We start from the raw sequence: 20,675 nt of genomic DNA, 5'->3' as shown, positions 1-20,675 counted from the left end.
GTGACCCTGCAGCTGCTCGTGGCCGTGGCGTTCGTCAGCGGCCACCTCGGCGGCAGTCCGATCCCCTACGGCGACACCGGCGACCGGCTCGTCCGCTCCCTGGAGCTCGCGGTCGACTCGGCCGGCACGTACGCCGCGCCCATCGGTCCCGGCGTACCTCCGGTGGCCCCGCTGCTGGTCGTCGGCGGGCTCTTCTTCGTCCTCGTCGTCGACCTGCTCGCGTGCACGCTGCGACGGGTGCCGGTCGCCGGGCTGGCCCCTGCTCGCGGTCTACTCCGTGCCCGCCGGCCTCGCCGAGACCGGCCCGGGCTGGTTCACGTTCGTCCTCGCGGCGGCCGGCTTCCTCGCCATGCTCCACCTCGACAGCCGCGAGCAGGTGCTGCGGTGGGGGGCGGCCGCTCGGCCTCGACGAGCACAACCCCTGGGACGAGAGCAACCCGATGGCCGACGCGCTGCGCGTCGGCGCCGGCCGGATCGGCGTGGCCGCGACCGCCCTGGCGCTCGTGGTGCCGCCGTTCATCCCCGTGCTCGACGTCGACGTGCTCGGCCTGGGCGCCGGCAACGGCGACGACGAGATCGAGATCCACAACCCCCGCGCCGACCTGCGCCGGGACCTCCAGCGCGACGCGGACATCCCGCTGCTGCGGGTGCGCACCGACGACCCCGACCCGCGCTACCTCCGGATCGCGTCCCTCAACCGGTTCACCGGCATCGAGTGGAGCAGCGGCGACCGGGGCGTCGCCGACGACGCGCGCGCGGGCGGCGAGCTGCCGGGACCGAGCGGGCTCTCGCCGGAGGTGCCGCTGACCTCCTACGACTACGACGTCGAGGTGACCGGGGACTTCCGGTCGTCGTGGCTCCCCACGCAGTTTCCGGCGACGTCGGTGACCGCTGACGGCGACTGGCGCTACGACCTCGACACGATGGACTTCATCGCGGTGCCCGACGACCTGACCACCGCCGGGCTGTCCTACGAGATGACCGCGGTCGAGCCGTCCTTCGGCACCGACGGCCGGTTCTTCGCCAACGCCCCCACCGGCGCGGTGGACGAGGAGTTCCTCGAGGTTCCTGGCGGCATCCCCAGCGTCGTGCGCAACTATGCGCGGTCGGTCACCGAGACCGCGCGCGACGACTACGAGGCGGCGCTGCTGCTCCAGGACTGGTTCCGCAGCTCCGGCGGCTTCCGCTACAGCCTCCGCCGGGCGCCGTCGGGCATCGGCGGCGACGTGTTCGAGACGTTCCTCAACAGGGGACCGGACGGGCGCGTCGGCTACTGCGAGCAGTTCGCGTCGGCGATGGCGATCATGGCGCGGATGGTCGGGATCCCGGCCCGCGTCGCGGTCGGGTTCCTCGAGCCCGAGGCCCTCGGCGACGACACCTACGAGTACAGCTCGCACGACCTCCACACGTGGGTCGAGCTCTACTTCGAGGGCGCCGGCTGGGTGCTGTTCGAGCCGACGCCCGCGAGCACCGCGGGCGGGTGCCCGACTACACCACCGTCGAGGTGGACCGCGCGAACGTGCCGGACTTCCCGACCGAGTCCCAGACGACGCAGGAACCGTCGTTGCGCCCCAGCGACGCCACGGGCAGCGTCACCGTCGAGCCCGAGCCCACCGACGTCGACGTCGAGGCGGCCGACGAGGAGGAGGGCGCCGGCTGGCTGCCGGTGCTGCTCGGCGGGCTCGGCGCGGTGCTGGTCGTCGCCCTGCTGCTCGCGCTGCTGCTCGCCCCGCGGAGGCTGCGGGACCGGGCGCGCCGGCGCCGCCTCACCGGCGGCCCCGAGCAGGTGTGGGCGGAGCTGCGCGCGACCGCCGTCGACCTCGGCCTTCCCTGGCCCGCAGGCCGGTCGCCCCGCGAGGTCGGCGCCGTGCTGGTGGGACTGCTCGGCGACCGGTCCGACCAGAGCCCGCCCGAGCGGCCCCGCACCGGACCCGACGTCGACCCCGACGCGACCGCCGCGCTCGACCGGGTCGTCGATGCCCTCGAACGCTCCCGCTACGCCCGCGACGGTGACGACAGCCCGCTGCCCGGGCTGGCCGACGACGCTCGTGCAGTGGCCGACTCGCTGGCTGCCGGCGCCCCGCGACGCAGCTCGCGGGCCCGCTGGCTCCCCGCGGTCGCTGTGGGCGGGCGTGGACCGCGGCGACGGCCGGGCTCCCTCGGTCGAGGACGAGCGGGTTCCTGCCGGGCGCTGATCGGCTGTGCGGGTCAGAAGCCGCCCTGCTCGCGGCGACGACGCCAGCGAGCCTCCATCCGCGCCATGAACGATCCGGAGCCCGCGGGCCGGGGCCGGCCGGATCGGCGACTGCGTGAGCGCCCACCCTGGATGACACCGAGGCCGGACGGGTGCGCCGTCGGCCCGGGGTCGGCTCCGACCCGCTGCTGTCCTCGGATCGCGCTGAGCGCGACGGTGGCGGACCCGAGCATGATCACGAAGCCGAGGATGCCGATCTGCCACCACCCACTGATCGCCCCACCCATGAGGACGGCGATGCCGATCGCGAAGACCACCCCGGCGAGCAGCGCCCGGCGACGGGCGGCCTGGCGGAGCGTGGTGCCACGGAGCGTGGACGCGAACTTGGGATCTTCCTCGACGAGGGCCCGCTCCATCTGCTCCAGCAGTCGCAGCTCCTCTTCGGAGAGTGGCACCGGTTCCTCCCACGTGCGAAGACGGTCGGGCCGTCAGTGGTTCTTGCAGCAAGTGTAGGCAGGGCCCGCGCCGACCGGTAGGCCGACCACGGCAATTCCGCTAACTCCGTACGTTCGGGCACTACCCATGATCGGTCGGGATCATCCCCGGCGGCCCGCCCGCAGCGCCGTCGAGCAGGCTGGCCCGGCGTACCGCAGCCCGCCCGAACCGGTCCACCGCCCGGTCGACGGCCCGGTCGGCGTCGGGCCACCCGGGGTCGCGCTCGCCGATCGCGAGCTGCCGCCCGTCGAGGCGCTGCCGCGGCACTAGCCGCTCCACACGCACCCCCACGAGCCGCACCGCCTGCCGCAGCGGGCCCAGGGCGTCGAGCAGGACCAGGGCGGCGCGGTAAACGTCGTCGGTCACGTCGGTCGGCTCGTTCAGCGTCCGGGAGCGGGAGATGGTGCGGAAGTCGCTCCACCTGACGGTCAGGGCGACCGTGCGGCCGACCTTGCCGGCGGCGCGGAGCCGGGCGGCGACGCGGCCCGAGAGGCGCAGCAGCTCGCGCGCGAGCTGCTGGCGGTCGCGGGTGTCGGCGGCGAGCGTGTGTTGGGCGCCCATGCTGCCCTCGGGCGTGCCCTCCCCGAAGCCGAAGGTGCCGGCACCGCCGGGGTGCAGCTCGCTGCGGTCGGCGCCGTGGGCCAGCGCGTGCAGGTGACCACCGAGGTGCCCGCCGAGCATCCGGCGCAGGTCGTCGACCGGGATCCGCGCGACGTCGCCGACCGTGACCAGCCCGAGCCGGTGCAGGCGCCGACGGGTCGCCTCACCGACGCCGTAGAGCTCGCCCACGTCGAGCGGGTGGACGATGGTGGCGAACCGGTGGGGCGGGATGGTCAGGACGCCGTCGGGCTTCGCGCGCCGGCTGGCGAGCTTGGCGACCGACACCGTGGCGGCGATCCCCACCGAGCAGGTGATGCCGTGCTCGGCACGCACCCGCGAGCGGATCAGCTCGGCGATCCGCTCCGGCGGGCCGAACAGGCGGACGGCACTGCGGACGTCGAGGAACGCCTCGTCGAGCGACATCACCTCGACCACCGGCGTGAAGCTGCGGAACGTCTCCATGATCGCCCGCGACACCGGGCGGAGCACGTCGAAGTCGGGCGGCACCGCGACCAGTCCAGGGCAGATCCGGCGGGCCTCGACCCCCGACATGCCGGACCGGACGCCGTACGCCCGGGCGGGGTAGTTGGCCGACAGCACGACCCCGCGGTGGCCGCCGCCGACCACCACGGGCACGTCCTGCAGCTCGGGCCGGTCGCGGATCGCGACGGAGGCGTAGAACGCGTCCATGTCGACGTGCAGCAGGTGGCAGTCGATCGGGGTGCGGGTCTGCCCCGTCACCGGGGCGCCCCGGGTCGGTCAGTGGGCGAGCAGGTGCAGCTGGGTGGCGAGGGGGAGGTACTCGGGGCGCTCGGCGACTGCGCGCTCGAGGTCGGCGAGCGCAGCAGCGGCGCCGGGCTCCTGGTCGAGCAGGGAGCCCGGGACGAGGTCGGTGAAGACCCGTACCGCGTGGGTGGCCGTGACGGCGAACCCGGCCTGCTGCACCATCGCGGCCACCTCGTCGGCGGCGAACCGGCGGGTCGGGCGGGCCGATCGGCCGCGCTGCTCGGCCGGGTCGTCCCCGTCGAGCAGGGCGAGCGCCTGCTGGAAGTGGCCGGCCATCGCCCGGTGCACGACGGCCGCGTGTCGCTGGGCGACGAGCAGGCTGAGGACGCCGCCCGGGCGGAGGACGCGGCGGATGGTGGCGAGGGCCGCGACGGGGTCGACCATCTCGAGGAGGCCGTGGCAGAGCACGAGGTCGGCGCTGTCGGCGCCGACCACGTCGAGCAGCCCGGAGACATCACCCTGCCGGCCGGCGACCACGACCCCGACCTCGCGGGCGCGGCGGTCGAGCGCCGCGAGCGCGTCGGGGCTGGGGTCGACCACCGTGACCCGGTGGCCGAGGCGCGCCACGCGGACCGCGAACCCTCCGGTGCCGCCGCCGATGTCGACGACGTCGCGCGGGTCTCCCGCGAGGACCGGCCCGAGCGCGTCCCACACGACGGCGGTGCGCACCGAGCCCGGGCGCTCGACGGGCCGCTCACTGGTGACCATGACGGCAACACTAGAGCCTCGCCCGCCGCGCGGCGGTGGTCAGCCTGCCGCTCGCCCGGCCAGCTGGTCGCCGACCGGCACGTGCGGCACCAGGCCGAGGGCCTGCTCCACGACCGCGAGGAACCGGTCGGCGTCGCGCACGAGGTCGTCGGCCTCCCGTTCGGTGACCGCGCGGCTCGACCCCGCCTCGGCCGCCGCGCGCTTGCCCGCGCCCGCCGCGAAGAACGACGCCCACTCGGCGAGCTCGGGCGCCACGTCGGCGAGCAGCACCCAGGCGTTCTTCTGCGGACGCCGCCGCCCCGGCGCCGGCCGGGCCCGGGCGGCGAGCAGCGCCGCCGCGGCCCGCAGCGCCGCGACGTGGGCGCACGCGTAGCGCGCCGCGACGTCGCGGGCGGCGACGGCCTCGCTCAGCGATTCCGCCGCCCGCAGGAGGTAGGAGTGGGTGGTGGCCGGCAGGTGGACCGGGCCGGAGATCGGCCCGGGCACCGACCCTCGGGTCGGCCCTGCGACCTGCCGGGTGGCGCTGCCGGCTCCGGACGGGTGGGTGCTCGCCATCGCTGGTCCCCTTCGTGTGGCGGTGTCGGCCGGGTCGAGCCGACGGGGCGGGGTCGAGGCGCCCCGCCGGCTCGCTGTTCGAACGTTTGTTCGAACACGTTCACGGTACACCCGCCCCCCGACAGGGCGTCAAGGGTTGGCGGCGCGGGGGCGCAGGGGGTCGGCCCGTGCGGCGGTGGGCGGGGGCCAAAGGCTGCGGTGGCGGGCGGTTGGGAACGGCGGGGGCGAGGCGGGGCGGCGGCCCGGGCGGCGGGGCGGCGACGTGACGGGCAAAACCTCCACTTGTCCGGCATTGCTTTGCCCGACAAGTTGAGGTTTCCCCGGTCGACCGGGGAAACCTCACGTCGCGGCGGGCCCTCCCACCCCGGGCCGCGGGCCGGTCAGACAGTCAGGGGCGCCGCGCCGCAGACCCGCCGCGCACGGCGTCCCCGGCGTCCCCCGCGTCCGCGGCATCGCCGGCATCACCGGAGTCGCCGGCGCCCGCACCGTCCTCCTCTTCCGAGCGACCGCCGTCCCCGTCCTCCTCCAGGCAGTGCCGGCGGGACTGGGGGTGCCACAGGAACACCAGGCTGACGGCGCTGAGGACCGCGGCCACGATGATCAGCCAGCGGAACAGGGTCGGCGGGGAGGTGCGGACGGTGGCGACCGTGACGAAGAGGATCCCGACCACGATGGAGGCGAGCGAGTGCCGGGCCCAGTTGTGCCCGTGGCGCATCAGCGGGATGAGCGTGACCGCGAGCACCGCGACCACGACGTAGAGCACGAGGATCACCGGGACGAACTCGAGCGGCCGGACGGTGCTCCCGTCCGAGGAGGCGGGCGACCACGCATCGGCGAGGTCGTCGCGGAACACGACGACGAGGACCGACATCACCAGCCCCGCGACCACGAGGGTCCACAGCAGCCACGTGGCCAGCTCGACCGCGGCCGGTCGCTTCTGCATCCGAGTCCTCCTCGACTCCCCGTCGGACCTGTCGTCCGTGCCCCGGGCGGTTGCCCTAGGGTCACTCCCATGTCGGCCGACCACCCGTCGATCAGCCGGTTCCGCGACGAGCACGAGCGTCGCGGGGGTTCTGGCGAGATCGTCATTCTGCCCGATTCCGTCCACACCGCCGCACTCGCCGCCGAGGCGCTCGGCTGCGAGGTCGGCGCGATCGCCAACAGCCTGCTGTTCGACGCGGGCGGGTCGCCGGTCCTGATCCTCACGTCCGGCGCCCACCGCGTCGACACCGTCCGCACGGCCGCGGCCGTCGGCGTGGAGCGGCTGAAGCGGGCCAGCCCCGACTTCGTCCGCGAGCACACCGGTCAGGTGATCGGCGGGGTCTCGCCGATCGGGCACCCCTCCCCCGTGCCGACGTACCTCGACACCTGGCTGGAGAAGTACGACGTCGTGTGGGCGGCCGCCGGCCACCCCGCGGCGGTCTTCTCGACGTCCTACGACGAGCTGCTCCGGTTGACCGGCGCGACCCCCGTCGACGTCGAGTGAGGCACTGGTGAGGCACTGGTGAGGCGCTGGTGAGGCGCTGGTGAGGATCGTCGTCGTCGGCGGCGGCCTCGGCGGTCTCGCGTCCGCCGCCCGGCTCGCCAAGACCGGCCACCAGGTGGTGCTGGTCGAGGCGTCCCCGACGCTCGGCGGCGCGCTCGGCGCGGTGAGTGAGGCCGGCTTCACGTGGGACGGTGCGGCGACCACGACGCTGCTGCCGGCGGCGCTGCGCGACCTCTTCCGCAAGACCGGCCGCCCCCTCGAGCGCGAGCTCGGCGGCGAGCTCGAGCCGCTGGAGGTGGCTCGCGAGCACCGGTTCGCCGACCGCACGTCCGTCGTCGTCCCGGGCGGCTCCCGGGCCGCGCAGGTCGCCGCGTTCGACGAGCTCGCCCCCGGCCTCGGCGAGGCATGGGTCCGCCACGTCGACCGCTATGCGCCGGTGTGGGACGTCCTCCGCCGCCACTACGTCGAGGCGCCCTGGGACCCGACCGACGTCCCCCGCGACCTCGCCGCGCTGCTCGGCAGCCGGGAGACGCTCCACAAGCGGCTGCGGCGCGACTTCCGCGACGAGCGGCTCGCCCTGGTCGCCGGCCACCCGGCGGTGGCCGAGGGGCACGACCTGCGCAACGTGCCCTCGTGGGTGGGCGTCGCGAGCTATCTCGAGCAGTGCTTCGGCGTGTGGCGGGTGCCGGGCGGGATGGCGCGCGTCGCCGACCTCCTCGCGACGCGGATGGAGACCCGTGGCGTCACCGTGCTCACCTCGACCCCGGCGCGCGACCTGGTGGTCCGCGACGGGCGGGTCGCGGCCGTCGTGGTCGAGACCGGCGAGATCGACGTCGACGCGGTCGTCGTCGCGGTCGACCCCCGCCGTCTGCCGGCCCTGGCCCCGCTCGTCGAGCGCACGATGCCGGCGATCCCGCCGGTCGTCGCCCACGTCGGCCTCGAGGGTGACGTGCCCGACCTCCCCGCCGAGCTGGTCCTCCACGCGGAGCCGCTGCTCACCGTGCGCACGGGCGGCACGGCGCCCGAGGGCCGCGCGGCCTGGACGGTGCACGGCCGCGGCCGGATCGCCGAGGACGTGCTCGACGCGCTGGCCCGCCACCGCATCGACGTCCGCGACCAGGTCGTCGCACGCGTCGACCTCTCCCCCCGCGACCAGGTCGACCGCTGGGGCGGCTCGCCGATGGGCGTGCTCTGGCAGGGGCGCGGCACGGTGCGGCACCGACTCGGGCCCACCACCCCGATCGCGGGGGTGTACGCCGCCGGCGCGCACGCCGCGCCCGGCGCGGGCGTGCCGTTCGTCGCGCAGTCGGCGGCGCTGGTCGCGCAGGTCGTCGGGCCGGCCTGACCGCCCGCTCAGAGCAAGCGCACCGCGGCGGCGGCCGCCGCCCCGACCAGGACGGCGACCAGCAGCGGTGCCCGCAGGAACCAGGCCAGCCCCGCCACCGTGACGCCCAGCACCTGCGGACCGTCGAGCCCCCGCCAGTCGGGGCCGGCGAGCTCGACCACGATCAGTCCCGCCAGCAGCACCGGTGCCACCAGCGCCACGACACGGCGGACGACGGGTGGCAGCCGCCGCTCGCCGAGCACGAGCGGCCCGGTCGCCTTCAGCAGGCTGTTGGCCGCGGCGACGGCGAGGACCGACAACCAGACCCTCATGCCGGCTGCTCCTCCGCACCGGGGAGCAGCGCCACCGCCGCCCCCCGCCGTGGCGGCCAGCAGCGCGTAGCCGGGCTCGGTCACCAGCAGGAGCGCCCCCGCGATGCTCCCGCCGCAGAGCGCAGCGGCGGCCGCCCGAGCGGACTTGATCTCCTCGAGGACGAGCAGCAGGAAGAACGCCGGGAAGACCACGTCGAGGCCTAGCCGCTCCATCATCGCGGGGTCGGGCCGCAGGAGCAGCCCCACGAGGGTGCCGAGCAGCCAGCACGTCCACTGCGGGACGGTGGCCCCGAGGAGCCGCACCACGTCGAACCGCCCACCGCCGCGGTGGGCCACCACGAACGACGCGTCGACCAGGGCCTGCGCCTGCAGCGCCCGCCGTCCGCGACCGCCCTCGAGGCTGTCGTTGAGCGCGAGCCCCATGACCAGGTAGCGGGCGTTGATGAGGACCGCCGAGGCGACGGCCGCCACGGCACTGCCCGCCTGCAGCGTCGTGAGCAGCGAGAACTGCGCCGATCCCGAGAACGCGAGCGCCGAGAAAGCCAGCGGCGCCGCGAAGCCCCACCCCGCGGCGGCCGCCGCCGCTCCGAACGAGATCCCGAGGGCGAGCGTGGCGGCCGCCGGCCCGACCGCCTTGCGGGCGCCGTCGACGAAGTCCGAGCGGAAGCTCACCGCTGCTCCGTCGTACGCCGGAGGTTCTCGCGCTCGAGCAGTCGCCAGGCGGCGAGGGCGGGCTCGTCCAGCAGGCTCGTCGCGACGAGCTCCCGCACGGCGCGCCTCAGACGGTGATCCGCAGTGCCTCGAAGATCTCCAGCGTCGCCTTCGACCGGTTCAGCGTGTAGAAGTGCAGGCCCGGGGCGCCGCCGGCGAGCAGGTCCTCGCACAGCTCGGCCGCCAGCCGGATGCCCTCCGCGCGGATGTCGGCGGGGTCGGGGCCGGCGGCGGTGATCCGCGCGACGACCTCGTCGGGCACCGAGGTGCCGATCAGCTCGCCCTGGCGGCGGATCGCGTTGAGGTTCAGGATCGGCATGATGCCCGGGAGGATCGGCATGTCGACACCACGTCGACGCACCCGGTCGACGAGACCGAAGTAGTCCTCGGCACGGAAGAACATCTGGGTGACGGCGAACTCGGCGCCGGCCCGGGCCTTCGCCACCAGCACGTCGGCGTCGTCGTCGAGCGACGTCGCCGCGGGGTGCCCCCTCGGGGAAGGCGGCGACGCCGACCCGGAAGTCCCCGCGCGAGCGGGCGAGCTCGACCAGCTCGACGGCGTAGTCGAGGCCGCCGGGCGTGGGCGTCCAGTCGGCGCGCGGCCCCTCGGTGGGGTCGCCGCGCAGCGCCATCAGGTGACAGACACCCTCGGCGGCGTACGCGTCGAGGATCGACTCGAGCTCCTCCCGGGTGTGGCCCACGCAGGTGAGGTGGGCGATCGGCAGCAGCGAGGTCTCACGGGCGATCCGCCCGGTGATGCCGATGGTCTTGTCGCGGCTGCTGCCGCCGGCGCCGTAGGTGACGGAGACGAACGTCGGCCGGTAGGGCTCGAGCGCGCGGATGGCGTTCCAGAGCTGCTGCTCCCCCGCCTCGTCCTTGGGCGGGAAGAACTCGAACGAGAACGAGCGCTCGCCCGTGCCGATGATGTCGCCCAGGGAGCGGCCGCGACCCGTTGTCATGGCGGCGAGTGTAGGAGAGCGACCCCCTCAGCGGGGCATTGTCCGTGATCAATAGGCTCGCCGCCATGAGCGGGCAGGCGTGGGACGACGACGAGCAGCAGCGGTTCCGCGCCGACCTCCAGGCGGCCATCGACGCGTTCCTCGACGAGCAGGCCGAGCGGCTCCGACCGCTGGGCGGTGACGCCGAGCGGCTGGTGGCGGAGGCGCGGGCCGTCTCCTCCGGCGGCAAGCGGTTCCGGGCGGCGTTCTGCCACTGGGGGTTCCGCGCCGCGGTGCGCGACGACTTCGACGAACGCGCCCTGGTCCGGGCAGGAGCGGCGCTCGAGCTGTTGCACGCGAGCGCGCTCGCCCACGACGACCTGATCGACGCCTCCGACACCCGCCGCGGGCGGCCGGCGACCCACCGCGGGTTCGCGGCCCTGCACCGCGACGCCGGCTGGCCCGGCGACCCGGAGCAGTACGGCGCCGCCGCCGCCATCCTCCTCGGTGACCTGCTGCTCTCCTGGTCCGACGAGATGCTGCGCCGGTGCGGGCTGCCGCTCGAACGGGTCGCTCCTGCGCTGGACGTGCTCGAGCTGTGCCGCACCGAGGTGATCGCGGGGCAGTTCCTCGACGTCTCCGTCCAGGCCCGGGGCCGGGCCGACGTCGACGCGGCCATGACGGTGCTGCGGTACAAGTCCGCGAAGTACTCGATCGAGCGCCCGCTCCACGTCGGCGCCGCACTCGCCGGCGCCGGCCCAGAGACGCTGACGGCGCTCAGCTCGTTCGGCCTGCCGCTCGGCGAGGCCTTCCAGCTCCGCGACGACCTGCTCGGTGTCTACGGCGACCCGGCGACCACCGGGAAGCCCGCGGGCGACGACCTGGTCGAGGGCAAGCGCACCGTCCTGGTGGCGCTCGCCCTCGACGCCGCTCCCCGGCGGAGGCCGCCCGGCTCGACGCCGCCCTCGGGACCGCGCTCGGCGACGAGGAGGTCGCCGAGCTGCGCGGGATCATCGACCGCTCGGGTGCCGCCGAGCAGGTGGAGGCCGTGATCGACGACCTCGCCGGCCGCGCGGTCGCCGCCCTCCACCGGGCTCGGGAGGCGGTCGGCCTCGACGACCACGCCTGCGCCGTGCTGGAGGGGCTGGCGACCGCGGCGACCCGCCGGGCGGTCTAGATGAGTAAGTCCAAGGGTTCGCACGCTGCGCAACGCTCAGCATCCACCGTGGCGGCGTTGCGGCCGCTCGGAGATGGACCCACAGCGCCGTCGCGACCGCGCCTTGCCACGGCGGCGCTGAGCGCCGCTCGCCTGCACGACCCCTTGGACTTACTCATCTAGGCGAAGAAGACCCGCAGGTCGGCGGCCAGGTCCTCGGGCACCTCCATCGCCGCGAAGTGCCCGCCGCGGGGGTGCTCCGACCAGTGCTCGATGCCGGCGTTGTCGCGCTCGGCGAACGCACGGATGGTCTGGAAGTCGTCCTTGAAGACGGCCACCCCGAGCCGGCCCCGGCTGACGACCGGCTCGCGCTCGGCGCGCTGCTCCTCGAAGTGGTAGCGCACCGCGCTGGCGTAGGTGTTGGTCAGCCAGTAGAGCGACACCTGGGCGAGCACCTGCTCGGGCCGCACCAGGCTGGTGCCGTTGCCGAAGCTCTCGAAGAGCTCGCTGTAGGCGAGCGCGGCGACCGGGGAGTCGGCGAGCCCGGCGGCGACCGTCTGCGGCCGGGTGCCGTTCATCTGGTTGTAGCCACCGACGCTCTGGAACCACTGCAGGTGCCCGAGCGCGGCGTACTCCTTCTCGCCGAACCCGTCCATCTCCCCGGGCGCCCCGGTGGGGAACGCGAACAGGTGCAGCACGTGCGCGCCGAGGAACCCGGCCGGCTCGACGACGGCCATCTCGCGCGCCACCAGTGCGCCCGCGTCGCTGCCGTGGATCCCGTAGGCGTCGTAGCCGAGGCGGCGCATCAACGTGTCGTAGGCCCCGGCCACCCGGGCGATCGTCCACGGCTCGGTGACCGGCGCCGAGAACCCGAGGCCAGGCATCGACGGGATCACCAGGTGGAAGGCGTCCTCGGGCCGGCCGCCGTGGGCCACCGGGTCGGTCAACGGGCCGATCAGGTCGAGGTAGTCGAGGACCGAGCCGGGGTAGGTGTGCGCGAGCAGCAGCGGCGTGGCGCCCTCGACCGACGACCGGACGTGGAGGAAGTGGATGTCCTGACCGTCGATCTCGGTCACGAAGCCGGGGTGCGCGTTGATCGAGTCCTCGACCGCGCGCCAGTCGAAGTCCTTCCAGCGCTCCACCATGTCGCGCAGGTAGGACTCCGGCGTGCCGTAGTCCCAGGAGTCGCCCGGGGCGGCCGGGGCGAAGCGGGTGCGCTCGAGCCGGGCGTGCAGGTCGTCGAGCTCGGACTGCGGGACCCGGACGGCGTACGGGCGGACCTCGGCGTTGGTGGTGGTCATGGCTCCTCCTCGGGAGTTCGCGGTTCGTGACCCTCACGCTAGGAGTGGTTCAGGAACGGTTTCTTCCGGTACTTTCGGGACCGTCGAGAGATCCGGAGGAGGTACGCCGTGGCCGCGACCGCCGAGCGCCTGCTCGCGTTGCTGGGACTGCTGCAGGCGCGGGCCGACTGGTCCGGCGCCGAGCTCGCCGAGCGGATGGGGGTGACCGACCGCACGGTTCGCAGCGACGTCGCCCGGCTGCGCGAGCTCGGCTACCCGGTCGTGTCGGTCCGCGGCCCGGGTGGGCGCTACCGCCTCGGGGCGGGCGCCAAGCTGCCGCCGCTGCTGCTCGACGACGGGGAGGCCGTCGCCGTCGCGGTCGGCCTCCGCGCCGCGACCGGGATGGCCGGGTTCGAGGAGTCCGGCACCCGCGCCCTCGCCAAGCTCGAGCAGGTACTGCCCGACCGGTTGCGCCGGCGGCTGGCGGCGCTCCGGACGGCGACGAGCGCCGGCCCGGCCAACACCGACTCCAACGTCGAGGACCCGGTGGTCGACCCCGACCTGCTCAACGAGCTGGCCGCGGCGGTCCGCGACCACCAGGGCATCCGCTGCGACTACGGGGAGGCGCGGCTCGAGCTGGAGCCCTACCACCTCGTGGCGTGGCAGCGGCGCTGGTTCCTGGTGGCGCGCGACGTCGGCAGCGGCGCGTGGGCGCCGTACCGCGTCGACTGGATCCGGCTCCGCGTCCCCGGCGGTCGGCGGTTCACCCCGCAGCCGCACCCGTTCGACCTCACCGAGTTCGTCGTGCGGGAGGTGGCCCGCACCGGGTGGGCGGTGCACGCCCGCCTCGTGGTCGACGCACCGGCCGAGGAGGTGGTCGCCCGGATCAACCCCGCCGTCGGCACCGTCGAGCCGCGCCCCCGACGGGCGCAGCGTGCTGGTGACCGGCGGCGACAGCCTCGAGGTGGTCGCGGTCTGGATCGGCATGCTCGGCATCGACTTCTGGGTCGAGGAGCCGCCCGCGCTCGTCGACCACCTGCGGGTGCTGGCGACCCGCTACGCGAGCGCCGTCGACCGCTCCACCCGCGACTGACTGGACGATCGCGTATGCGGCCGAGCGTCCCGGCCATGGCGAGCCACTCATCCCGGCGGTTTGACTGAGCAGGTCAAACCGACCGAGGAGGAACACCATGAAGATCACCGTCCTGGGTGCGACCGGCACCGTCGGCCGCCACGTCGTCGAGCAGGCGCTGGCCGCCGGGCACCACGTCACCGCGCTGGTGCGCGACCCCGACCGTCTCGACCCGTCGCTCCGCGACGACCAGGGGCTGCACGTCCTGGCCGGCGACGCGACCGACCACGACGTCGTGGCACGGGCGGTCGCGGGCGCCGACGCCGTGGTCGTGGCGCTCGGCGCCGGCCGCGCGGCCGGCATCCGCGAGGCCGGCACCAGCGCCGCCGTCGCCGCGATGAAGGAGGCCGGCGTCGAGCGACTGGTCTGCGTCTCCACGCTCGGCGCCGGCGACAGCCGGGCCAACCTGAGCTTCGTCTGGAAGCGGCTGATGTTCGGGATGCTGCTCCGCAAGGCGTACGCCGACCACCAGCGGCAGGAGGAGGTCGTCCGCTCCAGCGGCCTGGTGTGGACCCTGGTGCGGCCGGCCGCCTACACCGACGGGCCGCTCACCGGTCGCTACCGCCACGGCTTCGGTCCCGATGCCAGGGACCTGGCGCTCCAGGTCTCCCGCGCCGACGTCGCGCACTTCGTGCTCGACGTCGTGACCGAGGACCGCTACGTCGGGGCTCCTGCCGGCCTGTCGTACTGACCCGGCTGACCTAGACTTCCGCGACATGGACGTGCTCGAGGCGCTGCTCGACGGGCCGCGCGCCCGCGGCGCGTTCCTGCTCCGCTCGCTGCTGGAGCCGCCGTGGGCGCTGCGCATCGAGGACGCGGCGCCGCTCACCGTCGTGACACCGCTGCGCGGGTCGGCGTACGTCGTCCCCGACGAGGGGGGCGTCCACCCGCCTGGCGGCCGGGGACGTGGCGGTGGTCCGCGGACCGGGCTTCTACACCGTCGCCGACGAGCCCGCGACCGAGCCGACGGTGGTGGTGCTGCCGGGCGGCCTGTGCACCAGTGCCGACGACGGCCGCAGCCTCGTCGACGAGTGGTCGCTCGGCATCCGCACCTGGGGGACCAGCACCGAGGCCGGCACCGTGCTGCTCACGGCCACCTACGAGCACGCGGGCGAGGTCAGCCGCCCCCTGCTGGCCGCGCTGCCGCCGGTGGCCGTGGTCAGGGGCGAGGAGTGGCGCTCGCCCCTGGTCGACCTGCTGGCGCACGAGGTGACCGTCGAGGCCCCCGGCCAGCGCGCACTGCTCGACCGGCTCCTCGACGTGCTGCTGATCTCGGCGCTGAGGCAGTGGTTCACGACGGCCAGGGGACGGCGCGCCCGCGTGGTTCCGCGGGCAGCACGACCCCGTGGTGGGCCAGGTGCTCGGTCTCATGCACGGCCGGCCCGCGCACCCGTGGACGGTCGGGTCCCTGGCCGACGCCGCCGGGATCTCGCGGGCGGCCCTCGCCCGCAGGTTCACCGACGTGATGGGCGAGCCGCCCATGGCCTACCTCACCGGCTGGCGGCTGGCCCTGGCCGCCGACCTGCTCAGCGACCCGGAGGCCACCATCGCGAGTGTGGCCCGCCAGGTCGGCTACAGCACGCCGTTCGCGCTGAGCGCGGCGTTCAAGCGCGAGCGCGGCATGAGCCCGCAGCAGTACCGGCTGCGCGACGTGTCGGCCTGATCCGCCCGCCGCCCGGGCGCAGGGTCAGGGCGCGGGGTCAGAACGCGGGGTCAGAACGCCAGCGCCTGCGCGCGGCGCTTGACCTCGGTGCCGCGGTTCTCGCGGAGGGCGTCGATCGGACGGCCGGGAAGGTCGGCGTCGAGGAAGATCCAGGCGATGCACTCGCGGTCGTCGAAGCCGGAGTCGTGGAGCAGCGTCAGCAGGCCGGGCAGCCCCTTGACCGGCAGTCCCTCGTCGTCGATGAACAGGGCGGGCACCATCGGGGGACGGCCCTCCCCCGGCACGGCGGCGGCGAGCTGGTGGTCGCGGACCATCGTGCGCACCTTGGCCGGCGTGACGCCGAGCCGTGCGCCGGCGGCGTCCCAGTCGAGCCAGTCCTCCACGAGCGCGCCGAGGTCGCGGTCTGCGAGGCGCGGAGCCGGATCGGTCATGCCTCCATCATTCCAGCAGCGGTCCAGCCGGGCACGGCCCGGTTCCGGCCCTCGACGGGGGCGCGCCCGGGCAGCGCGCGCGGGCGGCGAGCCTGCCCGGGCGCCCACGCCGGCCGACGTACCATGTGGCCTCCGGTCCTTCCCCACCGGAGCCCGACGGACTGCACAGGAGGGTCGCTGTGCACGAGGACACGCGTGCCCGTGGTGCCCGCGCGCGGAGCTCGGCGACCCCGGACAACGACCCCCGCGTCGGCCGCCTCCTCGACGGTCGCTACCGCGTCGGGCCGCGCATCGCCCGCGGCGGCATGGCCGGTGTCTACGAGGCGCACGACGTGCGGCTCGACCGCACGGTCGCGGTGAAGATCATGCACGCCGGGCTGGGCGACGCCACGTCCGGGGACGAGGAGTTCGCGGCGCGGTTCGTCCGCGAGGCGCGCGCCGCCGCCCGGCTGTCGCACCCCAACGTCGTCGCCGTCTACGACCAGGGCGAGGACGAGGGCACGGTCTACCTCGCGATGGAGCTGGTCACCGGCCACACGCTGCGCGACACCGTCACCAAGGAGGCGCCGATGTCGCCCGAGCGGGCGCTCGCCCTGCTCGACCCGGTGCTGTCGGCCCTGGCGTCCGCGCACCGCGCCGGCCTGGTGCACCGCGACGTCAAGCCCGAGAACGTGCTCATCGCCGACGACGGCCGGATCAAGGTGGCCGACTTCGGCCTGGCGCGCGCGGTGAGTGCGGAGACCCAGCACACCGCGACCCAGGGCGTGCTGATCGGCACCGTCTCCTACCTGGCGCCCGAGCTGGTGGTCGACGGCCGCGCCGACGCCCGGGTCGACGTCTACGCGGTCGGCGTGATCCTCTACGAGCTGCTCACCGGCACCAAGCCGCACACCGGCGAGAGCCCGATCCAGGTCGCCTACAAGCACGTCCACGAGGACGTGCCGCCGCCGTCGCAGCGGGCGCCGGGGATCCCGGCGTACGTCGACGCGCTCGTCGCCCGCGCGACGACCCGCGACCGGTCGCTGCGCCCGGCCGACGCCGGCGTGCTGCTCCACCACGTGCACCGGGTCACCGCGGCGCTGCACGACGGCGTGCGCGAGGACGCCGAGCTCGAGGCCGACCTGCGGCCCGTGGCCGTGCGCACCGACACCGTGCCGGAGCCGATGAGCGAGCTCTGGGACGAGGCCGAGGTCGCCGACGCCCTCGACCGGGCCGACGACGTCGTCGGACCGGCCCCGGCGGCGCGCCGCGAGCCGACGACGGTCATCGAGGCACCGGACGATCACGTTCCTCCCGCGGGCGGACCGCCGACGCCGGTCGCCGGCCGATCCCGACGACGGCGACGCGGCGTCGTACTCCTCCTGCTGGCGGCGCTCCTGGCCGCGGCCGTGGGCGGCGGTGCCTACTGGTTCGGCTGGGCGCGGTACACGACGACGCCGAGCGTCGTGGGGCTGACGCAGGCAGCCGCCGAGGAACGGCTGGAGGACGCCGGGCTGCAGGTCGAGCTCGCCGACGCCGTCTACTCCGAGCACGTCGCCGCCGGTGAGGTCATCAGCAGCGACCCGGGGGGCGGGGTCTCGGATCCTGCCCGACGACACGGTCGTGCTGACGGTGTCGAAGGGGCCCGAGCGCTACGACGTCCCCGACCTGCGCGGGCACACGGTCGAGGAGGCGACCGAGGCGCTCGCGGAGGTGAAGTTCGTCGTCGGGAAGGTGGAGCGGCGGTGGTCGGAGTCGGTGCCCGAGGGCGAGGTGATCCGCAGCCTGCCGAAGTTCGGGACCGAGAAGGCCGAGGGCCTCTCGCCCGACACCGCGATCGGCCTGGTGGTCAGCAAGGGCCGCAAGCCGATCAAGGTCGGCGACTGGGTCGGCAAGGACTTCGAGACGGCGAAGGCGGAGCTCGAGGACCGCGGGCTCGCGGTCGAGGTCGTCGACCGCGAGCACAGCGACACCGTCGACGAGGGCGGCGTGATCAGCCATGAGCCCGCCGAGGGCACGCTGTTCAAGGGCGACGTGGTGGAGTTCGTGGTGTCGGAGGGCCCCGAGCTGGTCGAGGTCCCCAGCGTCTTCTACGACCCCACCGAGGAGGCCGTCGCGACCCTCGAGGACCTCGGCTTCGTCGTGCGGATCCGGCACGCGCCGGTCTACTTCACCGGCGAGCGCGCCTACTCCACCAACCCGCCCGCCGGCACCATGGCCGAGAAGGGCAGCACCATCACCGTCTACGTGGTCTGACCCTGGCCCGCCTCCACGTTGAATCGGGCCTCGTGGTTGGTCGAATCGGCCCTCGTGGTCGGTCGAGTCCGGCCTCGTGGTCGGTCGAATCGGCCCTCGTGGTCGGTCGAATCGGGCCCCGTGGTGGGTCGAATCGGGCCTCGTGGTTGGTCGAATCAGGCCTCGTGGTTGCTCGAGTCCGGTCTCGTGGTGATCGGCCGGCGCCACAAGGCCCGAATGGAGCCACCACGACACCCGATTCGGCGCGCCACAACACCCGAATCGACACACCACGACACCCGATTCAACACACCACATCCGCCCGGATAGCGTGGCGCGGTCATGCAGCAGCCCTCGCGCCCCGTCGGCACCCACGTCCTGGTCGGCAAGAACCTCGTCGACGGCGCGCTCCGCAGCGCCGAGGAGCTCGGCTGCGAGGCGGTGCAGGTGTTCGTCGGCAACCCGCGCGGTTGGGCCCGCTCCCCCGGCGACCCCGAGGTCGACCGCCGGTTCCGCGAGGCCACGGCCGAGCGGGGCGTGCGGGTGCTGATCCACACGCCGTACCTGGTCAACCTCGGCAGTCCGACCCCGCAGACGTACGAGAGCTCCGCGGCCCTGGTCGCGCACAACCTGCGCCGGGCCGTCGAGGTCGGCGCCGAGGGCGTCGTCGTCCACACCGGTTCGTACGTCGACCCCGGCGAGCCCGGCTCGGCGGTCGAGCGCCACGAGCGGGCGCTGCGGCAGGTGCGGGAGGCGCTGCTGCCCGTCCTCGAGCAGGTCGAGGCCGACCACGCGCCGTGGCTGCTGCTGGAGCCGACCGCCGGCCAGGGCCGCTCGCTGTGTGCCGGCGTCGACGACCTCGAGGCCTACCTCGCCGCGCTCGACTTCCACCCGAAGGCAGGGATCTGCCTCGACACCTGCCACGTGTTCGCGGCAGGCGCTCCCTCGCCGAGCCCGGCGGCGCGAAGGCCACCGTCGACCGGGTCGTCGAGATCGGCGGGCCGGGGCGGCTCCGGCTCGTGCACGCCAACGACTCCAAGGACCCCCGCGGGTGCTGCGCGACCGCCACGAGAAGATCGGTCAGGGCCACATCGGTGTCGACGCGTTCGCCGAGCTGCTCACCCACCCGGCGACCGAGGGTGTGCCGTTCATCCTGGAGACGCCCGGCTCCCGCAGCCCCGACGACCCCGACATCCCGCTGCTCAAGCGGCTGCGGCCCTGATCGACGGCCGGACCGCCCGTCCGGATCCTGGATCGGCCACCGGCCGTCACCCCGGGTGGCCTAGTCTCTTCCTCGTGCAGAGGACCTATCTGTTTACCCACCCGCCGGGCGCCGCCCGTGCGGGTGAGGAGCATGTAGACCCCTCCCCGCCACCCCATCCCAACGCCCCGGCTGCCGAACCCGGGGCGTCGTGCTGTCCGGGTCGTCACCGGGAACCAGCACAGAGAGTGAGTTGCACCATGGTCGTGGTCATGGCACCGGATGCCACCGCGGAGGACATCGCCCACGTCGTCGAGCGCGTCGAGGCCGTCGGCGGCGAGGCGTTCGTCTCCCAGGGCGTGGACCGGACGATCATCGGACTGGTCGGCGACATCGACAGCTTCCACCACCTCAACCTGCGCACGCTCCAGGGCGTCCAGGCGGTGCACCGGATCTCCGACCCCTACAAGCTGGTCAGCCGTCAGCACCACCCGGAGCGGTCGACGGTCTGGGTCGGCAAGCCTGGCGCCGAGGCCCCGATCGGCCCCGGCACGTTCACGCTGATCGCCGGTCCCTGCGCGGTGGAGACCCCGGACCAGACGCTCGAGGCGGCGACCATGGCCAAGGCGGCCGGAGCCACCCTCCTGCGCGGCGGCGCCTACAAGCCGCGGACGTCGCCGTACGCCTTCCAAGGCCTCGGCCGCAAGGGCCTCGACATCCTCGCGTCGGTCGGCGAGGCGACCGGGCTCCCGATCGTGACCGAGGTCGTCGACGCCCGCGACGTGCCCGAGGTGGCCGAGCACGCCGACATGCTGCAGATCGGCACTCGCAACATGGCGAACTTCGGCCTGCTCCAGGCCGTCGGCGAGGCCGGCAAGCCGGTCCTGCTCAAGCGGGGGCATGACCGCCACGATCGAGGAGTGGCTGATGGCGGCGGAGTACGTCGCGCAGCGCGGCAACCTCGACGTCGTCCTGTGCGAGCGGGGCATCCGCACCTTCGAGCCGGCCACCCGCAACACCCTCGACATCTCGGCGGTGCCGGTGGTGCAGGCGACCAGCCACCTGCCGATCATCATCGACCCGTCGCACGCCGCCGGCCGCAAGGACCTGGTCGTGCCGCTGTCGCGAGCGGCGATCGCGGTGGGCGCCGACGGCGTCATCGTCGACGTCCACCCCGAGCCGGAGGTCGCGCTGTGCGACGGCCCACAGGCCCTGGTCGGCCCGGAGCTCCGGGCCCTGGCGCAGGCGGTGCGGCAGCTGCCGCCGCTCGTCGGGCGGGCGCCGGCCGAGGCGAGGACGCCGGCGGGCTGATCGCGTCGGATCGTGGTTTGATCGCGGCATGAGGTACTGCGGCAACTGCGGTCGCGAGCTGGGGGCGGGTGCGTTCTGCGCCGGCTGCGGCGCACCGGCGCCCCACCCGGTCGCCGGCGACGCGCCGGACGGGACGCGCGACCCCGACGTGACGGCGG

Annotated in this window: 19 protein-coding genes and 6 pseudogenes; 15 read left to right on the top strand and 10 right to left on the bottom strand. The window is 74.6% G+C overall.

Translation table 11 applies throughout. The features are described 5' to 3' along the window. Window positions 1–440: 440 nt before the first annotated feature. Window positions 441–2,195, top strand: coding sequence for a DUF3488 and transglutaminase-like domain-containing protein (locus MF408_RS19385; protein ID WP_240249039.1), 1,755 nt, complete (start codon window positions 441–443; stop codon window positions 2,193–2,195). A 13-nt stretch (window positions 2,196–2,208) separates the two neighbouring features. Here MF408_RS19385 and MF408_RS19380 read toward each other — a convergent pair whose 3' ends face one another. The 5 genes from MF408_RS19380 to MF408_RS19360 form a co-directional block, all read right to left on the bottom strand. Beyond that, complete coding sequence (locus MF408_RS19380; RefSeq protein ID WP_240249038.1) at window positions 2,209–2,649, bottom strand: DUF3040 domain-containing protein; 441 nt, start codon at window positions 2,647–2,649, stop codon at window positions 2,209–2,211. Between the two features lie 121 nt (window positions 2,650–2,770). Continuing rightward, entirely contained in the window at window positions 2,771–4,030 is a 1,260-nt protein-coding gene (gene dinB, locus MF408_RS19375; protein ID WP_240249037.1) for a DNA polymerase IV, read from the bottom strand. Between the two features lie 18 nt (window positions 4,031–4,048). Continuing rightward, the gene (locus MF408_RS19370) at window positions 4,049–4,783 is read right to left on the bottom strand and encodes a methyltransferase domain-containing protein (protein WP_240249036.1); all 735 of its coding nucleotides are present in this window, start codon (window positions 4,781–4,783) and stop codon (window positions 4,049–4,051) included. 39 nt (window positions 4,784–4,822) lie between these two features. Then, window positions 4,823–5,338 carry an SAV_6107 family HEPN domain-containing protein gene (locus MF408_RS19365; protein ID WP_240249035.1) on the bottom strand — a complete coding sequence of 172 codons (516 nt, stop codon included), beginning with the start codon at window positions 5,336–5,338 and terminating at the stop codon, window positions 4,823–4,825. Between the two features lie 388 nt (window positions 5,339–5,726). Beyond that, complete coding sequence (locus MF408_RS19360) at window positions 5,727–6,281, bottom strand: hypothetical protein (RefSeq protein ID WP_240249034.1); 555 nt, start codon at window positions 6,279–6,281, stop codon at window positions 5,727–5,729. Between the two features lie 69 nt (window positions 6,282–6,350). On the opposite strand from MF408_RS19360, the gene MF408_RS19355 reads away from it, so the two are divergent. Further along, window positions 6,351–6,824 (top strand): YbaK/EbsC family protein, encoded by a 474-nt coding sequence (locus MF408_RS19355; protein ID WP_240249033.1) that lies wholly within the window; start codon window positions 6,351–6,353, stop codon window positions 6,822–6,824. 40 nt (window positions 6,825–6,864) lie between these two features. Continuing rightward, window positions 6,865–8,169 carry an FAD-dependent oxidoreductase gene (locus MF408_RS19350; RefSeq protein WP_240249032.1) on the top strand — a complete coding sequence of 435 codons (1,305 nt, stop codon included), beginning with the start codon at window positions 6,865–6,867 and terminating at the stop codon, window positions 8,167–8,169. A gap of 8 nt (window positions 8,170–8,177) precedes the next feature. On the opposite strand, the gene MF408_RS19345 is transcribed toward MF408_RS19350, so the two are convergent. From MF408_RS19345 to MF408_RS27175, 3 genes and pseudogenes are all read right to left on the bottom strand, one after another. Next, complete coding sequence (locus MF408_RS19345) at window positions 8,178–9,152, bottom strand: AzlC family ABC transporter permease (RefSeq protein WP_240249031.1); 975 nt, start codon at window positions 9,150–9,152, stop codon at window positions 8,178–8,180. Between the two features lie 106 nt (window positions 9,153–9,258). Continuing rightward, window positions 9,259–9,642 carry a methylenetetrahydrofolate reductase gene (locus tag MF408_RS27180; protein ID WP_345893774.1) on the bottom strand — a complete coding sequence of 128 codons (384 nt, stop codon included), beginning with the start codon at window positions 9,640–9,642 and terminating at the stop codon, window positions 9,259–9,261. A 106-nt stretch (window positions 9,643–9,748) separates the two neighbouring features. Next, window positions 9,749–10,150, bottom strand: a pseudogene (locus MF408_RS27175) (methylenetetrahydrofolate reductase); the annotation flags it as partial. A gap of 65 nt (window positions 10,151–10,215) precedes the next feature. On the opposite strand from MF408_RS27175, the gene MF408_RS19335 reads away from it, so the two are divergent. Then, a complete protein-coding gene (locus tag MF408_RS19335; RefSeq protein ID WP_240249030.1) occupies window positions 10,216–11,181 on the top strand; it encodes a polyprenyl synthetase family protein in 966 nt (321 codons plus the stop codon). After that, on the top strand, window positions 11,178–11,306 hold the full coding sequence (locus tag MF408_RS25895) for a hypothetical protein (RefSeq protein WP_275693235.1): 129 nt from the start codon (window positions 11,178–11,180) through the stop codon (window positions 11,304–11,306). Before MF408_RS19335 ends, MF408_RS25895 begins: the two co-directional genes overlap by 4 nt. A 158-nt stretch (window positions 11,307–11,464) precedes the next feature. On the opposite strand, the gene MF408_RS19330 is transcribed toward MF408_RS25895, so the two are convergent. Further along, the gene (locus MF408_RS19330) at window positions 11,465–12,586 is read right to left on the bottom strand and encodes an epoxide hydrolase family protein (protein ID WP_240249029.1); all 1,122 of its coding nucleotides are present in this window, start codon (window positions 12,584–12,586) and stop codon (window positions 11,465–11,467) included. 108 nt (window positions 12,587–12,694) lie between these two features. Between MF408_RS19330 and MF408_RS19325 the strand changes: the two genes are divergently transcribed. From MF408_RS19325 to MF408_RS19305, 5 genes and pseudogenes are all read left to right on the top strand, one after another. Beyond that, window positions 12,695–13,726: a WYL domain-containing protein gene (locus MF408_RS19325; protein ID WP_345893773.1), complete on the top strand. Its 1,032-nt coding sequence runs from the start codon at window positions 12,695–12,697 to the stop codon at window positions 13,724–13,726. 29 nt (window positions 13,727–13,755) lie between these two features. Continuing rightward, the gene (locus MF408_RS19320) at window positions 13,756–14,388 is read left to right on the top strand and encodes an NAD(P)H-binding protein (RefSeq protein ID WP_240249028.1); all 633 of its coding nucleotides are present in this window, start codon (window positions 13,756–13,758) and stop codon (window positions 14,386–14,388) included. Window positions 14,389–14,413: 25 nt separating this feature from the next. Next, window positions 14,414–14,515 (top strand): annotated as a pseudogene (locus MF408_RS19315) (cupin domain-containing protein); the annotation flags it as partial. 88 nt (window positions 14,516–14,603) lie between these two features. Continuing rightward, window positions 14,604–14,930: pseudogene (locus MF408_RS19310) on the top strand (cupin domain-containing protein); the annotation flags it as partial. 115 nt (window positions 14,931–15,045) lie between these two features. After that, window positions 15,046–15,360 carry a helix-turn-helix transcriptional regulator gene (locus tag MF408_RS19305; protein ID WP_240249027.1) on the top strand — a complete coding sequence of 105 codons (315 nt, stop codon included), beginning with the start codon at window positions 15,046–15,048 and terminating at the stop codon, window positions 15,358–15,360. Between the two features lie 50 nt (window positions 15,361–15,410). Here the strand turns inward: MF408_RS19305 and MF408_RS19300 are convergent, their stop codons facing one another. After that, window positions 15,411–15,791, bottom strand: coding sequence for an Rv2175c family DNA-binding protein (locus tag MF408_RS19300; RefSeq protein WP_240249026.1), 381 nt, complete (start codon window positions 15,789–15,791; stop codon window positions 15,411–15,413). Window positions 15,792–15,970: 179 nt separating this feature from the next. Here MF408_RS19300 and MF408_RS27170 point away from each other — a divergent pair. The 5 genes and pseudogenes from MF408_RS27170 to MF408_RS19280 form a co-directional block, all read left to right on the top strand. Continuing rightward, window positions 15,971–16,828: pseudogene (locus tag MF408_RS27170) on the top strand (protein kinase); the annotation flags it as partial. A gap of 126 nt (window positions 16,829–16,954) precedes the next feature. After that, a pseudogene (locus MF408_RS27165) lies at window positions 16,955–17,305 on the top strand (hypothetical protein); the annotation flags it as partial. Between the two features lie 28 nt (window positions 17,306–17,333). Next, complete coding sequence (locus MF408_RS19290) at window positions 17,334–18,026, top strand: PASTA domain-containing protein (RefSeq protein WP_345893772.1); 693 nt, start codon at window positions 17,334–17,336, stop codon at window positions 18,024–18,026. Window positions 18,027–18,347: 321 nt separating this feature from the next. Beyond that, a pseudogene (locus MF408_RS19285) lies at window positions 18,348–20,051 on the top strand (TIM barrel protein); the annotation flags it as partial. Window positions 20,052–20,106: 55 nt separating this feature from the next. Then, window positions 20,107–20,517 carry a hypothetical protein gene (locus MF408_RS19280; protein ID WP_345893959.1) on the top strand — a complete coding sequence of 137 codons (411 nt, stop codon included), beginning with the start codon at window positions 20,107–20,109 and terminating at the stop codon, window positions 20,515–20,517. Window positions 20,518–20,675 lie beyond the last annotated feature (158 nt).

It is taken from the genome of Nocardioides sp. TF02-7 (assembly GCF_022437945.1).
Taxonomy (GTDB): domain Bacteria; phylum Actinomycetota; class Actinomycetes; order Propionibacteriales; family Nocardioidaceae; genus Nocardioides.
Note: the sequence above shows the minus strand (reverse complement) of the source record. Positions and strands in the feature narration are given on the sequence as shown.